The organism is Variovorax sp. 10N432 (assembly GCF_056394465.1).
The window spans coordinates 35183-49096 of the sequence record NZ_JBFTHX010000020.1 but is presented as its reverse complement, the minus strand read 5'-3'; the positions used below and the strand labels follow the sequence as shown (position 1 = coordinate 49096).

Here is a 13914-nt window from a genome sequence, read left to right as displayed (position 1 = left end):
GATGACCGCGACACCGTGCTTCTCGATCGCCATCGGCAACACGAGCGAACGCTATGCCTGCCGCGGCGACCAGACCCTGCTCGGCGGCATGGAGCAGCTCGGCCGCAAGGGCATACCGGTCGGCTGCCGCGGCGGCGGCTGCGGCATCTGCAAGGTGCGCATCGAAGCCGGCCGCACGCGCTGCGAGCGCATGAGCCGCAGCCACATCAGCGCCGACGAGGAGGCCGAAGGCTACGTGCTGGCCTGCCGCGCCTATCCGCAAAGCGACCTGCAACTGCTGGCGGTCGCCCGGATGGCGCGCTGCATCGAGCGGCACCTCGCCGACGCTACCCGTTCCCCCACCTGAACTTCAACCACCGAAGGAGACTCACCATGGCACTCACTGGCGTACTGCGACCGGGCCACGTTCAATTGCGCGTGCTCGACCTGGAAGCGGCCATCAAGCACTACCGCGACGTTCTCGGCCTGATCGAGACCGCGCGCGATGCGCAAGGCCGCATCTACTTCAAGGCCTGGGACGAGCACGACCACCACAGCGTGGTGCTGCGCGAGGCCGACACGGCCGGCATGGACTTCATGGGCTTCCGGGTCGACTCCCCCGCCACGCTCGAGAAGCTGGCGGCCGACCTCGAGGCCAGCGGCCTGGCGACCGACATGCAATGGATCGCCGCCGGCGAGCACCTGCGGACCGGCAAGCGCTTCCGCTTCACGGTGCCCACCGGCCATGCGATCGAGCTCTTCGCCGAGAAGGAGAAGGTCGGCAACGGCATGCCCTACGAGAACCCCGAGATCTCCCCCGACAATCTCAAGGGCATGGCGCCCTCGCGCTTCGATCACTGCCTGCTGTACGGCGACGACCTCGACGGCACGATGAAGCTCTTCACCGAGGTGCTGGGCTTCAACCTGGCCGAGAGCGTGGTGGCCGGGCCGGAGCGGATGGCGATCGCCGCCTTCCTGACCTGCTCGACCAAGCCGCACGACATCGCCTTCATCCGCCACCCGGAGAAGAACAAGTTCCACCACGCGTCCTTCCTGCTGGACAACTGGGGCGAGGTGCTGAAGGCGGCCGACATCATCACCAAGAAGCGCGTCTCGCTGGACATCGGGCCGACGCGGCACGGCATCACGCGCGGCGAGACGATCTACTTCTTCGACCCGAGCGGCAACCGCAACGAGGTCTTCTCGGGCGGCTACGTGTTCTATCCGGACAAGCCGCCGCTGACCTGGACCGACGACGAACTCGGGCGCGCGATCTTCTATCACGACCGCAAGCTCAACGAGAACTTCCTTTCGGTGGTGACCTGAGGGGCCGGACGTGAAGCATTTCCTCAACTTCATCGGCGGCGAATTCGTCGCCACCTCGAAGACCTTCGACAACCGCGCGCCGGCCGACAACCGGCTGCTCGGCCGCGTCCACGAGGCTGGTGCGGCCGAGGTCGACGCCGCCGTGCGCGCTGCCCGAGCGGCGCTGCAAGGCGAGTGGGGTCGCATGAGCGTGGGCCGCAGGATCGAGCTGCTGCACGCCGTGGCCGACGAGATCAACCGCCGCTTCGACGACTTCCTGCAGGCCGAGATGGCCGACACCGGCAAGCCGCATTCGCTGGCCTCTCACATCGACATCCCGCGCGGCGCCGCCAACTTCAAGGTGTTCGCGGACATCGTCAAGAACGTGCCGACCGAGACCTTCGAGACCGCCACGCCCGACGGCGGCCAGGCACTCAACTACGCGATCCGCTCGCCGCTGGGCGTGATCGGCGTGGTCTGCCCGTGGAACCTGCCGCTGCTGCTCATGACCTGGAAGGTCGGGCCGGCGCTGGCCTGCGGCAATACCGTGGTCGTCAAGCCCTCGGAAGAGACGCCGGCCACCGCCACCCTGCTCGGCGAGGTAATGAACGCGGTGGGCATCCCGCCCGGCGTCTACAACGTGGTGCACGGCTTTGGGCCGCGGTCGGCCGGTGAGTTCCTGACCACGCATCCGGGCGTCGACGGCATCACCTTCACCGGCGAGACGCGCACCGGCGAGGCCATCATGGCCGCGGCGGCGAAGGGCGTGCGGCCGGTGTCCTTCGAACTCGGCGGCAAGAACGCGGGGCTGGTGTTCGCCGACGCCGACTTCGACAAGGCGGTGGCCGGCATCACGCGCTCGGCCTTCGAGAACTGCGGCCAGGTGTGCCTGGGCACCGAGCGCGTCTATGTGCAGCGGCCGATCTTCGACCGCTTCGTTGCCGCGTTGAAGGCCAGGGCCGATGCGCTGAAGCCCGGGCCCTCCGAAGAAGCCGGCGTGAACCTCGGCCCGCTGATCTCGCGCGAGCACCAGCAGAAGGTGCTGTCGTACTACCAGAAGGCCAGGGACGAGGGCGCCACCGTGGTCACCGGCGGCGGCGTTCCGCAGATGACCGGCGCGCTGGCCGAAGGCCACTGGGTGCAGCCGACCATCTGGACCGGCCTGCCCGAGAGCGCCGCGGTCATCCGCGAGGAGATCTTCGGCCCGTGCTGCCACATCGCGCCCTTCGACACCGAGGAAGAAGCCATCGCGCTGGCCAACGCCACCGACTACGGCCTCGCCACCACGGTGTGGACCGAGAACCTTGGGCGGGCGCACCGCGTCGCGCGGCAGGTGGAGGTCGGCATCTGCTGGATCAACAGCTGGTTCCTGCGCGACCTGCGGACCGCCTTCGGCGGCGCCAAGGCCTCGGGGATCGGCCGCGAGGGCGGCGTCCATTCGCTCGAGTTCTATACCGAGTTGCGCAATGTCTGCATCAAGCTGTGAGGAGCGAACGGCCATGAGCCATCCGGAGATCGGCCTGCGGGTGCGCACCGGGGCCTTCGACACCAACGTTCACGACCTGGGGCAGGGCGCGCCGGCGCTCTTCATCCACGGCTCGGGCCCGGGTGTCAGCGCCTGGGCCAACTGGCGGCTGGCGCTGCCGGTACTGGCGCAGACGCGGCGGGCCATCGCGCCCGACATGGCGGGTTTCGGCTACACCGAGCGCCCGCCGGGCATCGCCTACACGATGGACACCTGGGTGCAGCAGGCGATCGACCTGCTCGATGCGCTGGACGTGGAGCGCGGCGACGTGGTGGGCAACTCGTTCGGCGGCGCGCTGTCGCTGGCGCTCGCGATCCGCGCGCCGCACCGGGTACGCCGGCTGGTCCTGATGGGCAGCGTCGGCGTGCCTTTCGCGATCACGCCGGGGCTGGATGCCGTGTGGGGCTACACGCCCTCGTTCGAGAACATGCGCCGCATCATGGACGTGTTCGCCCATGACCGCGCGCTGGTCACGGACGAGCTCGCTCAGCTGCGCTACGAGGCCAGCATCCAGCCAGGCTTCCAGGAATCCTTCGGCGCGATGTTCCCGGCGCCGCGCCAGCGCTGGGTCGACGCCATGGCGAGCCCGGAGGCAGCCATCCGCGCGTTGCCGCACGAGACGCTGGTGATCCACGGCCGCGAGGACCAGGTGATTCCGCTCGCCACCTCGCTGACCCTGGCCGACTGGATTCCGAACAGCCAGCTGCACGTGTTCGGCCGCTGCGGCCACTGGACGCAGATCGAGCACGGTGCCCGCTTTGCGCGGCTGGTCGGCGATTTCCTCGCCGAGGCCGATTGATTCATCCCATCTACACGAGATGCCCACCATGGACACCCCGCTCATCCACCAGCTCGGCGACGAACTCTACACCGCGCTGCGCGACCGCCAGGTCGTGGAGCCGCTCACCAGCCGCCACGAGGCCATCACCATCGAGGACGCCTACCACGTGCAGCAGCGCATGATCGCGCGCCGGCTCGACGCCGGCGAGCGCATCGTCGGCAAGAAGATCGGCGTCACCTCGCGCGCCGTGATGAACATGCTCGGCGTCTTCCAGCCCGACTTCGGCTATCTCCTGGACGGCATGATCGTCGGCGAAGGGGAGTCGATCGACACGCGGACCCTGATCCAGCCCAAGGCCGAGGGCGAGATCGCCTTCATCCTGAAGCGCGACCTGATGGGTCCGGGCATCGGCAACGCCGACGTGCTGGCCGCCACCGAATGCGTCATGCCCTGCTTCGAGATCGTCGATTCGCGCATCCGCGACTGGAAGATCAGGATTGCCGACACCGTGGCCGACAACGCCTCCTGCGGCGTCTTCGTGCTCGGCGACAGTGCCGTCGATCCGCGCCGGATCGACCTGGGCACCTGCGGGATGGTGCTCGAGAAGAACGGCGAGATCGTCGCCACCGGCGCCGGCGCCGCCGCCCTCGGCTCGCCGGTCAATGCCGTCGCCTGGCTCGCCAACACGCTCGGCCGGCTCGGCATCGGACTGAAGGCCGGCGAGGTCGTGCTGTCGGGTGCGCTGGCCGCGATGTTCCCGGCCGCGGCCGGCGACAACTTCCGCGTTTCGATCGGCGGCCTGGGCGGCTGCTCGGTTCGCTTCCATTGAAGGACATCCACCCATGAAGAAGATCAAGTGCGCCCTCATCGGGCCCGGCAACATCGGCACCGACCTGCTGGCCAAGCTGCAGCGCAGCCCGCTGCTCGAACCCGTCTGGATGGTCGGCATCGACCCCGCGTCCGACGGGTTGCAGCGGGCCCGCGAGATGGGGCTCAAGACCACCGCCGACGGCGTCGACGGCCTGCTGCCGCACGTGGAGGCCGACGACATCCGGATCGCCTTCGACGCCACCAGCGCCTACGTGCATGCCGAGAACTCGCGCAAGCTCAATGCGCTCGGCGTGCGGATGATCGACCTCACGCCGGCGGCGATCGGGCCGTTCTGCGTGCCCTCGGTCAACCTGAAGGACCAGTTGCGCGACGCGCCGATGAACGTCAACATGGTCACCTGCGGCGGCCAGGCCACGATCCCGATGGTGGCCGCCGTGTCGCAGGTGCAGGCCGTGGCCTACGGCGAGATCGTCGCCACCGTGGCCAGCCGCTCGGTCGGCCCCGGCACGCGCAGGAACATCGACGAGTTCACGCGCACCACGGCCGGCGCGGTGGAGCAGGTCGGCGGCGCCGCCAGGGGCAAGGCGATCATCATCGTCAACCCCGCCGAGCCGCCGCTGATCATGCGCGACACCGTCCACTGCCTGACCGAGGACGCGCCCGACCAGGCCGCGATCACGGCGTCGGTGCACCGGATGATCGCCGAGGTGCAGAAGTACGTGCCGGGCTACAAGCTGGTGAACGGACCGGTGTTCGAAGGCAGGCGCGTGTCGATCTACCTCGAAGTCGAAGGCCTGGGCGACTACCTGCCGAAGTACGCGGGCAACCTCGACATCATGACCGCCGCCGCGGCACGCACGGCGGAATTGTTCGCCGAGTCGATGCTGGCCGGCCACCATCAACCCGAAGCCGCTGTGGCATAGGAGGCACCATGACCCTCAAAGGCAGGACGATCACCGTCCACGACATGACGCTGCGCGACGGCATGCATCCCAAGCGCCACCTGATGACGCTCGACCAGATGCGCCACATCGCCACCGGCCTCGATGAAGCAGGCGTGCCGCTGATCGAGGTGACGCACGGCGACGGGCTGGGCGGCAGCTCGGTCAACTACGGCTTTCCGGCGCACAGCGACGAGGACTACCTCGGCGCTGTGATCCCGCTGATGAAGAACGCGAAGGTCTCGGCCCTGCTGATTCCGGGCATCGGCACCGTCGACCACCTGCGCATGGCGCACGGGATCGGCGTGCACACAGTGCGCGTCGCCACTCATTGCACCGAGGCCGACGTGTCCGAGCAGCACATCGCGATGGCGCGCAAGCTCGGGCTCGACACTGTGGGCTTTCTCATGATGGCGCACATGGCCAGTCCCGCGACGCTGGCGAGCCAGGCACTGCTGATGGAAAGCTATGGCGCCAACTGCATCTACGTGACCGACTCCGCCGGCCACATGCTTCCGGAGGACGTGAGGGCGCGCATCGCCGCGGTGCGCGCGGCCTTGAAGCCTTCGACCGAACTCGGCTTCCACGGCCACCACAACCTGGCGATGGGCGTGGCCAATTCCATCGCTGCGGTCGAAGCCGGTGCCAACCGCATCGACGCCGCGGCCGCCGGGCTCGGCGCCGGTGCGGGCAACACGCCGATGGAGGTCTTCGTCGCCGTCTGCGACCGCATGGGCATCGAGACCGGCGTCGATGTGTTCCGCATCCAGGACGTCGCCGAAGACCGCGTGGTTCCGATCATGGACCATGTCATCCGGGTCGACCGCGACTCGCTGACCCTGGGCTACGCGGGCGTGTACTCGTCCTTCCTGCTGTTCGCCAAGCGCGCCGAGGCCAAGTACGGCGTGCCGGCGCGCGAGATCCTGGTCGAGCTCGGGCGCCGCGGCATGGTCGGCGGCCAGGAAGACATGATCGAGGACACGGCGATGACGCTCGCCCGGGCGCGCAATGCCACGCAGGAGGTGGCCGCATGAAACTCGACCTCGACACCATCGCCGCGCTGGCCGAGCACCTGGAGGGCTGCGAACTCGGCGCCAAGGACACGCCGAAGATCACCGACGAGTATCCCGAGATGGACTGGGACGACGCCTATGCGATCCAGAACGAGATCCGCCGGCGCAAGATCGCCCGTGGCCATCGCATCATCGGGCTCAAGGCCGGCCTGACCTCGCACGCCAAGATGAAACAGATGGGCGTGACCACGCCGGTGTTCGGCTTCATGGCCGACAGCTACGCGGTGCCCGAAGGCGGCGAATGCCGCATGGCCGAGTTGATCCATCCCAAGGTCGAGCCCGAGATCGCCTTCGTCACTCGCGCGCCGCTCAGGGGGCCGGGCTGCCACATCGGGGCGGTGCTCGCCGCGACCGACTTCGTGCTGCCCGGCATCGAGGTCATCGACAGCCGCTACCGCGACTTCAAGTTCGACCTGAAGAGCGTGGTCGCCGACAACACCTCCGCCTCGCGCTTCGTGGTCGGCGGGCGGCCGCGGCCGGCGGCCGAGGTCGACCTGCGCACGGTCGGCATCGTGCTGGAGAAGAACGGCGAGCCGGTGGCCTTCGGCGCCGGCGCCGCGGTGCTGGGACATCCGGCGGCGGCAATCGCGATGCTGGCGAATCACCTCGGCGCACGCGGCGAGGAGATCCCTGCCGGCACCCTGATCCTGTCGGGCGGCATCACCGAGGCGGTCGCGGTGAAGGCCGGCGATTCGGTCACGCTCAGGGTGCAGGGCATGGGCAGCGTCGGCCTGCGCTTCGCCTGAAGGAGACAGCCATGCCATTTGCCCAGATCTATCTCATCGAAGGCCGAAGCGAGGAGCAGAAGCGGGCGCTGATCGAAAAGGTCACGCACGCGATCGTCGAGGCGGTCGGCGCGCCCAGGGAGAACGTGCGGGTCTGGCTGCACGACGTGCCGAAGGAGAACTGGGGCATCGCGGGGGTCAGCGCGAAGGACCTCGGGCGCTAGCAGCAAGCTGCCGCCCTCCCTGCGCCAGAAATTTCTCTTTTCCCGGAGAAGGCGGGTCCAGGGCGGCGGCTTCGTGTCGATCTCGGCCAGAATTCCGGGATGCGAATCTGGCTTGTCGGATTGTGGATTGCCCTGACGATGCCTGTGTGGGCGGCGCAGGGGCTGGGCATGGGATACGAGCCGAAGTACCCGGACTCCTTCAAGCATTTCGACTACGTCAATCCCGACGCGCCCAAGGGCGGACACCTGACGCTGTCGGCGAGCGGTAGCTTCGACAAGCTCAATCCGTTCACGCTCAAGGGCACGCCCCCGGCCGGCATGGGCTACAGCCCCAACGGCTTCGTGTTCGCGGAATACGGCCTGGTCTTCGATTCATTGATGACGCCCAGCGAAGACGAGCCTTTCTCGAATTACGGGCTGCTGGCGGAAGACGTGCTCGTCGCCCCTGACCAGATGAGCGTGACTTTCCGCCTGAACCCCAAGGCCCGCTTCTCGGACAACACGCCCGTGCTGGCGCAGGACGTGAAGCACTCCTTCGATACCTTGATGAGTCAGCAGGCCGGCCCGACTTTTCGTTCCTATTGGAGCGACATCAAGGCGGCTGTCGTGATCGACGATCGCAGGATTCGTTTCGAGTTCAAGCGCCGGAATTCAGAGCTGCACATGATCATCGGGCAAATGCCCGTGTTCTCCCGAGCCTGGGGTCGGGGCAAGCCCTTCGATCAGGTCGTCGACGAGCCACCCGTGGCGAGCGGGCCCTACGTCGTCGACAAGGTGGATCCGGGCAAGTCCATCTCCTACCGGCGGCGACCGGACTACTGGGCCGCCGATCTTCCGGTTCGCAAGGGAATGTTCAACTTCGACAAGGTCAGCTATCAGTACTTCAGGGATCGACTCGGGGAGGAAGAGTCGATCAAGGTGGGTGCGCTCGACGCTCTCGAAGAGACATCGATCACCGCCTGGATTCGCCGCTACAAGGGCCGCCGTTTCGACTCCGGCGAAATCGTCAAGACCGAGATTTCGCACCGCCGCTTCACGGGCATGCGGGGTTTGGCAGTGAACCTGCGCCAGCCCCGCTTCGCCGATATCCGGGTGCGTCAGGCGCTGGCGCTGGCCTTCGACTTCGACTGGCTGAACCAGCATCTGTTCTATGGGCGCAGAGCTCGGACCCTCAGCTACTTCCAGAACAGCGACGACCTGATGGCAAGGCCGGAGCTCGGCCCGGACGAGCAGGCGCTGATCGCGCGGCTCGTGCACAGGCAGGACTATCTCAAGGTCGTGCAGGGGCCATTGCCTCGGCCCGCTGCGACCGGTGACACGCCCGAGGGGCTGCGACGCAACCTGGTCGAAGCGCAGGCGCTGCTGAAGGCGGCGGGTTGGTCCTACCGGGATGGCGCGCTGCGCGACGGCGACGGCAAGCCATTCGTGATCGAGATCGACATCGCTGACCGCAGTTCGGAACCCGTGCTGGCGCCCTACGCGAGAAACCTGGGCAAGCTCGGGATCTCGCTGCAGTATCGCCTTCGCGATGCCGCCCTGATCAAGAAGAGGCTCGACGACTTCGACTTCGACATGACCATTCAGATCCTGGGCGGCTCATCGAGTCCCGGCAACGAGCTCTACGACGACCTGGGCTCGAAGTCCGCGGCCGAGCGGGGCAGCCAGAACCTCAGCGGGATCAGCGACTCGGTGATCGATGAACTCATCGACATCATCGTCAAGAGCCCTGACCGCGCATCCCTTGCAACGGCTGTCCGGCTGCTCGACAGGTTCTTGCTGCATCAGCACTACGTGGTTCCCCTGTACTACGGCAAGCAGTACTACATGCTTCACAAGCGCAACCTGCGGCGCCCCGATGCCGAGTTGCCGCAGCGTCTGCTTGCGGGCTCTGCGTTGCTGACGACCTGGTGGATGGACCCGCCGAAGACGGGTGCGCATGATTGAGTATTCTCTGCGGCACCCGACTCACCCCGGATAGAGCCGCGCCGTCAGCTTGGCGCTCGCCTTTCGCAGCGTCGGCAGGAAGGCATCCCGGAACTCGATGAGTTCCATCCGCTCCGACCGCACCGCGATGCTCATGCCGGCCACCGTCGCGCCATCGCGGTCCAGCACCGGCACCGCCATCGAGCGCACGCCGAGTTCGAGTTCGCCGTCGCTGCCGGCATAGCCTTCGTCGCGGCAGCGGTCCACCAAGGCCAGCACCGCATCGGCCTCGAACACCGTGCGCGGCGTCAGTGCGCGACGCGGCATCGCGCGCACACGGCGCTCGGCCTCGCCGGACGGCAGGCTGGCCAGCAGCACCCGACCGAGCGCCGAGCAGTACGCCGGCAGCCGCGACCCGATGCCCAGACCGATGCTGAGGCTGCGCCGCGCGGTCGAGCGCGCGATGATGATTGCGTCGTCCTCCAGCAAGGTCCCGAGCGATGCGGATTCGCGCGTGCGCTCCGACAGCGCGTCGAGCAGCGGCTGCGCCAGCGACGGCGTCGGCCGCGACGCTAGATAAGCATGCGCGACCAGCAGCACCTTGGGCAGCAGCCAGAAGCGCTTGCCGTCGCTGTCGAGGTAGCCGAGGGCGCGCAGGGTCAGCAGCGACCGCCGCGCCGAAGCCGGCGAGCCGCCGGTGAGCCGCGCCACCTCCGACACGGTGAGGCGGTTGTGCTGGCGGCCGAAACAGGTCAGGACCTCCATGCCCTTCTGCAGCGAGGCCACGAAATTCTTGTCCACGGGCTCTGGGGCGGATGAGCCGCCAACGTCATTTTTGCGCATAGCGCAAATCTAGCTTGTTTGCCTTGCGCTGTATCAAGACACTTGGGCTTCCCCCGATGAACGAATGACACGGAGATACCGAGACATGATCAAACCCTTCGCCCGGCGCCTGGGCGCGGCCTGCCTGGCCGCTGCCTTCCTGGCCGGCGCGGCCGCTGCCCAACCAGGCAAACCCCTGAGAATCGTGGTTCCGTTCCCGGCCGGCGGCACCGCGGACATCCTTCCGCGCGTGGTCGCCGCGAAGCTGCGCGACAGCTTCCCTGCCGGCGTCGTGATCGAGAACCGCACCGGTGCCGGCGGCAATATAGGCGCCGAATCGGTCTTCAACGCGCCGCCCGACGGCGAGACGCTGCTGGCGTCGCCGCCGGCGCCGATCGCGATCAACCAGCACCTCTACCGCAAGCTGAGCTTCGATCCCGCGAAATGGGTGCCGGTCACGATGATCGCCACTGTGCCCAACGTGCTGGTGGTGAACCCCAAGCTGCCGGTCCGCAGCGTGCCCGAGCTCATCGCCTACCTGAAGGCGAACCCCGGCAAGCTCAGCTACGGCTCGCAGGGCAACGGCACCACCTCGCACCTGACCGCCAGCATGTTCATGCAGCTGACCGGAACCGACATGGTCCATGTCCCGTACAAGGGCACGGCGCCGGCGCTGGTCGACCTGGTCGGCGGACAGATCGACGTCTTCTTCGACAACCTGAGCTCGTCGCTGCCGTTCCACCAGAGCGGCAGGCTGCGCATCCTCGCGATCGCCGACGAGCAGCGCGCGCAGGTCCTGCCCGACGTCCCCACCTTCGCCGAGCAGAAGCTGCCGGCCATGAACGCCGTGACCTGGTTCGCGCTCGTGGCGCCGCCGGGCACGCCCGCCGCCAAGGTGCAGGCGACGCAGAAGGCCTTTGCCGACGCACTCGCGTTGCCGGATGTCAAGCGGCAGTTCGCCGAACAGGGCGCAGAGCCGCGCGGCTGGGACAGCGCCCGGACCGGCCAGTTCATCCAGGCCGAGTCGGCCAAGTGGGCCAAGGTCATCAAGAACGCCAACGTCACCCTGGACTGACACCATGACGCAAGACACTCAACCGATCCACTGGGCCGGCCCCGGCCTCACGCGCATTCCGTTCGCGCTCTACAGCGACGCGCAGACCGGCGTCGACGAACAGGCACGCATCTTCCGCGGCGAGGTCTGGAACTACCTGTGCCTCGAAGCCGAGTTGCCCGACAGCGGCAGCTACCGCACCACCTTCGCGGGCGAGACGCCTGTGGTGGTGGTGCGCGACGGCGACGGCGAGATCTATGCCTTCGAGAACCGCTGCGCGCACCGCGGCGCGCTGATCGCGCTCGAGAAGTCCGGCCGCGCCGAGAACTTCCAGTGCGTCTACCACGCCTGGAGCTACAGCCGCCAGGGCGATCTCACGGGCATCGCCTTCGAGAAGGGCGTGAAGGGGCAGGGCGGCATGCCGGCGGGCTTCTGCAAGGAAGAACACGGCCCGCGCAAACTGCGCATCGCGACCTTCTGCGGGCTGGTCTTCGGCAGCTTCAGCGAGGACGTGCCGGGCATCGAGGAGTACCTCGGCGACGAGATCTGCCAACGCATCGAGCGCGTGCTGCACAAGCCGGTCGAGGTCATCGGCCGCTTCACGCAGGCGCTGCCGAACAACTGGAAGCTGTACGTGGAGAACGTCAAGGACAGCTACCACGCGAGCCTGCTGCACCTGTTCTTCACCACCTTCGAGCTCAACCGCCTGTCGCAGAAGGGCGGCGTGATCGTCGACGAGAGCGGCGGCCACCACGTGAGCTATTCGATGATCGACCCGGCAGCCCAGAAGGACGCCTCGTACAAGGAGCAGGCCCTGCGCTCGGACAATGACCGCTATCGCCTCAAGGACCCGAGCCTGCTGGCCGGCTTCACCGAGTACGGCGACGGCGTGACCTTGCAGATCCTCTCGGTCTTCCCCGGCTTCGTGCTGCAGCAGATCCAGAACTGCCTCGCGGTGCGCCAGGTGCTGCCCAAGGGCGTGGCGCGCACCGAGCTCAACTGGACCTACCTGGGCTACGCCGACGACACGGCCGAGCAGCGCAAGGTGCGGCTCAAGCAATCGAACTTGATCGGACCGGCCGGCTTCATCTCGATGGAGGACGGTGCGGTCGGCGGCTTCGTGCAGCGCGGCATCGCCGGCGCCCACGACCACGACGCGGTCGTAGAGATGGGCGGTGACAGCACCGTCTCCAGCGAGGGACGCGCCACCGAAGCCTCGGTACGCGGCTTCTGGAAGGCCTATCGCCACCACATGCGCGCCTGACCCGCAGAGGAAGAACACGATGATCGACTTGCTGGCGCTCTGCGCCTTCCATGCCGCCTACGCCGACGCCATCGACAGCGATGCACTCGAGCAGTGGCCCGACTTCTTCGCCGAAGACGCCGACTACCGCATCACGCACATCGAGAACGAGCGCGAGGGCCTGCCCGCCGGCATCGTCTACGCCGACTCGCGCGCGATGCTCGAAGACCGCATCGCGGCCCTGCGCGAGGCCAACATCTACGAGCGGCAGCGCTATCGCCATATCCTCGGCATGCCGCTGCTGCTGAAGTCCGAGGGCGAGCAGGCGGAGGCCCGCACCCCCTTCCTGGTGGCGCGCATCATGGCGAGCGGCCAGACGGAGGTGTTCGCCACCGGCGTCTACCAGGACCGCTTCGTGCGGCGGGACGGGCTGCTGCTGCTGCTGCAGTCGCGCGTGGCCATCTGCGACAGCACGGTGACCGACACGCTGCTCGCGCTGCCGCTGTGAACGCGAGCACGAATCCGCCGCCGCGCCGCCTGGCGCTGGCGGCCGGCGATCCCAACGGCATCGGCCCTGAAATCGCGCTCAAGGCCCTGGCGGGACTGCCGGCCGAAACACGCGCCGGCATCACCCTGTACGGCCCCGTCGGCGTGCTGGAACGCACGGCCGCGGCACTCGGCTGCAGCGCGCTGCTGGGCGAACTGCGCATCGTCGATGCCGGGCAACTGCCGGCCGAGGCTGCCCGGCCCGGCCGCATCGACGCCGCGGCGGGCGCCTCGGCCGTGGCATCGGCGAGCGCGGCGATCGAGGCCTGCCGGCGCGGCGAGGCCGACGCGGTGATCGCCTGCCCGCATCACGAGATCGCGATCCATCGGGCCGGCATCGCCTTCAGCGGCTATCCGTCGCTGGTCGCGCGCGTCTGCACCGTGCCGGAGGATTCGGTGTTCCTGATGCTGGTCGGCGGCGGGCTGCGGATCGTGCATGCGACCCTGCACGAGAGCGTGCGCAGCGCGCTCGGCCGGCTGACGCCCGAGTTGGTGGCAGCGGCTGCGCGTGCAGGTGCGAGGGCCTGCGCCGTGCTCGGCGTTCCCGCTCCTTCGATCGGCGTCTTCGGCATCAACCCGCATGCCTCCGAAGGTGGCCTGTTCGGCGCCGAAGATGCCGACATCGTCGAGCCCGCGGTGCGCATGCTGCAGACCGAAGGCCTGTGCGTCGACGGCCCCCACGGAGCCGACATGCTGCTGGCACAGCGCCGGCATGATCTCTACGTGGCGATGCTGCACGACCAGGGCCACATCCCGATCAAGCTGCTGGCGCCGAACGCGGCCAGCGCGCTCAGCATCGGCGCCGACGTGCTCCTGTCGAGCGTGGGCCACGGCAGTGCGATGGACATCGCCGGCCGAGGCATCGCCGACTGCACGGCACTGCTGCGAACCATTGCGCTGCTGTCCGGTGCGCCGCAACAACCGCTCACCAGAGACTGAAGC

The 13914-nt window shown here is 68.0% G+C and carries 15 protein-coding genes; 14 read left to right on the top strand and 1 reads right to left on the bottom strand.

Annotated elements, in window-relative coordinates; all coding sequences use genetic code 11:
- Window position 1: 1 nt before the first annotated feature.
- The 10 genes from AC1DF3_RS22290 (at window position 2) to AC1DF3_RS22245 (ending at window position 9328) form a co-directional block, all read left to right on the top strand.
- The gene (locus AC1DF3_RS22290; protein ID WP_286373634.1) at window positions 2-346 is read left to right on the top strand and encodes a 2Fe-2S iron-sulfur cluster binding domain-containing protein; all 345 of its coding nucleotides are present in this window, start codon (window positions 2-4) and stop codon (window positions 344-346) included.
- Between the two features lie 26 nt (window positions 347-372).
- A complete protein-coding gene (locus AC1DF3_RS22285; protein ID WP_478140871.1) occupies window positions 373-1305 on the top strand; it encodes a catechol 2,3-dioxygenase in 933 nt (310 codons plus the stop codon).
- A 10-nt stretch (window positions 1306-1315) separates the two neighbouring features.
- On the top strand, window positions 1316-2770 hold the full coding sequence (locus tag AC1DF3_RS22280) for a 2-hydroxymuconic semialdehyde dehydrogenase (protein WP_478140870.1): 1455 nt from the start codon (window positions 1316-1318) through the stop codon (window positions 2768-2770).
- Window positions 2771-2783: 13 nt separating this feature from the next.
- Window positions 2784-3608 carry an alpha/beta fold hydrolase gene (locus AC1DF3_RS22275; protein WP_478140869.1) on the top strand — a complete coding sequence of 275 codons (825 nt, stop codon included), beginning with the start codon at window positions 2784-2786 and terminating at the stop codon, window positions 3606-3608.
- Between the two features lie 28 nt (window positions 3609-3636).
- The gene (gene dmpE, locus AC1DF3_RS22270; protein WP_478140868.1) at window positions 3637-4419 is read left to right on the top strand and encodes a 2-oxopent-4-enoate hydratase; all 783 of its coding nucleotides are present in this window, start codon (window positions 3637-3639) and stop codon (window positions 4417-4419) included.
- Between the two features lie 13 nt (window positions 4420-4432).
- Window positions 4433-5344: an acetaldehyde dehydrogenase (acetylating) gene (locus AC1DF3_RS22265; RefSeq protein WP_478140867.1), complete on the top strand. Its 912-nt coding sequence runs from the start codon at window positions 4433-4435 to the stop codon at window positions 5342-5344.
- 8 nt (window positions 5345-5352) lie between these two features.
- Window positions 5353-6396: a 4-hydroxy-2-oxovalerate aldolase gene (dmpG, locus tag AC1DF3_RS22260; RefSeq protein WP_478140866.1), complete on the top strand. Its 1044-nt coding sequence runs from the start codon at window positions 5353-5355 to the stop codon at window positions 6394-6396.
- On the top strand, window positions 6393-7181 hold the full coding sequence (gene dmpH / locus AC1DF3_RS22255; protein ID WP_478140865.1) for a 2-oxo-3-hexenedioate decarboxylase: 789 nt from the start codon (window positions 6393-6395) through the stop codon (window positions 7179-7181). The genes dmpG and dmpH overlap by 4 nt, the downstream gene beginning before the upstream one ends.
- 11 nt (window positions 7182-7192) lie before the next feature.
- Window positions 7193-7384: a 2-hydroxymuconate tautomerase gene (locus AC1DF3_RS22250; protein ID WP_286536821.1), complete on the top strand. Its 192-nt coding sequence runs from the start codon at window positions 7193-7195 to the stop codon at window positions 7382-7384.
- 120 nt (window positions 7385-7504) lie between these two features.
- Window positions 7505-9328 (top strand): extracellular solute-binding protein, encoded by a 1824-nt coding sequence (locus AC1DF3_RS22245; protein WP_478140864.1) that lies wholly within the window; start codon window positions 7505-7507, stop codon window positions 9326-9328.
- Between the two features lie 21 nt (window positions 9329-9349).
- Here the strand turns inward: AC1DF3_RS22245 and AC1DF3_RS22240 are convergent, their stop codons facing one another.
- On the bottom strand, window positions 9350-10108 hold the full coding sequence (locus AC1DF3_RS22240; RefSeq protein WP_286536823.1) for an IclR family transcriptional regulator domain-containing protein: 759 nt from the start codon (window positions 10106-10108) through the stop codon (window positions 9350-9352).
- A gap of 127 nt (window positions 10109-10235) precedes the next feature.
- Here AC1DF3_RS22240 and AC1DF3_RS22235 point away from each other — a divergent pair, with 127 nt between their 5' ends.
- From AC1DF3_RS22235 to AC1DF3_RS22220, 4 genes are read left to right on the top strand one after another with little or no spacing between them, the layout of a single operon-like run.
- On the top strand, window positions 10236-11204 hold the full coding sequence (locus AC1DF3_RS22235) for a Bug family tripartite tricarboxylate transporter substrate binding protein (protein ID WP_286536824.1): 969 nt from the start codon (window positions 10236-10238) through the stop codon (window positions 11202-11204).
- 4 nt (window positions 11205-11208) lie between these two features.
- Window positions 11209-12447 (top strand): Rieske 2Fe-2S domain-containing protein, encoded by a 1239-nt coding sequence (locus tag AC1DF3_RS22230; protein ID WP_478140863.1) that lies wholly within the window; start codon window positions 11209-11211, stop codon window positions 12445-12447.
- A 19-nt stretch (window positions 12448-12466) separates the two neighbouring features.
- The gene (locus AC1DF3_RS22225) at window positions 12467-12934 is read left to right on the top strand and encodes an aromatic-ring-hydroxylating dioxygenase subunit beta (RefSeq protein ID WP_478140862.1); all 468 of its coding nucleotides are present in this window, start codon (window positions 12467-12469) and stop codon (window positions 12932-12934) included.
- Window positions 12931-13911: a PdxA family dehydrogenase gene (locus tag AC1DF3_RS22220; RefSeq protein WP_478140861.1), complete on the top strand. Its 981-nt coding sequence runs from the start codon at window positions 12931-12933 to the stop codon at window positions 13909-13911. The genes AC1DF3_RS22225 and AC1DF3_RS22220 overlap by 4 nt, the downstream gene beginning before the upstream one ends.
- Window positions 13912-13914 lie beyond the last annotated feature (3 nt).

What these genes read in the sequence shown, in the direction of transcription:
- AC1DF3_RS22290 (WP_286373634.1), top strand. Translation starts at nt 2, where the DNA reads ATGACCGCGACACCGTGCTTCTCGATCGCCATCGGCAACACGAGCGAA.
- AC1DF3_RS22285 (WP_478140871.1), top strand. Translation starts at nt 373, where the DNA reads ATGGCACTCACTGGCGTACTGCGACCGGGCCACGTTCAATTGCGCGTG.
- AC1DF3_RS22275 (WP_478140869.1), top strand. Translation starts at nt 2,784, where the DNA reads ATGAGCCATCCGGAGATCGGCCTGCGGGTGCGCACCGGGGCCTTCGAC.
- dmpE (WP_478140868.1), top strand. Translation starts at nt 3,637, where the DNA reads ATGGACACCCCGCTCATCCACCAGCTCGGCGACGAACTCTACACCGCG.
- AC1DF3_RS22265 (WP_478140867.1), top strand. Translation starts at nt 4,433, where the DNA reads ATGAAGAAGATCAAGTGCGCCCTCATCGGGCCCGGCAACATCGGCACC.
- dmpG (WP_478140866.1), top strand. Translation starts at nt 5,353, where the DNA reads ATGACCCTCAAAGGCAGGACGATCACCGTCCACGACATGACGCTGCGC.
- dmpH (WP_478140865.1), top strand. Translation starts at nt 6,393, where the DNA reads ATGAAACTCGACCTCGACACCATCGCCGCGCTGGCCGAGCACCTGGAG.
- AC1DF3_RS22250 (WP_286536821.1), top strand. Translation starts at nt 7,193, where the DNA reads ATGCCATTTGCCCAGATCTATCTCATCGAAGGCCGAAGCGAGGAGCAG.
- AC1DF3_RS22235 (WP_286536824.1), top strand. Translation starts at nt 10,236, where the DNA reads ATGATCAAACCCTTCGCCCGGCGCCTGGGCGCGGCCTGCCTGGCCGCT.
- AC1DF3_RS22230 (WP_478140863.1), top strand. Translation starts at nt 11,209, where the DNA reads ATGACGCAAGACACTCAACCGATCCACTGGGCCGGCCCCGGCCTCACG.
- AC1DF3_RS22225 (WP_478140862.1), top strand. Translation starts at nt 12,467, where the DNA reads ATGATCGACTTGCTGGCGCTCTGCGCCTTCCATGCCGCCTACGCCGAC.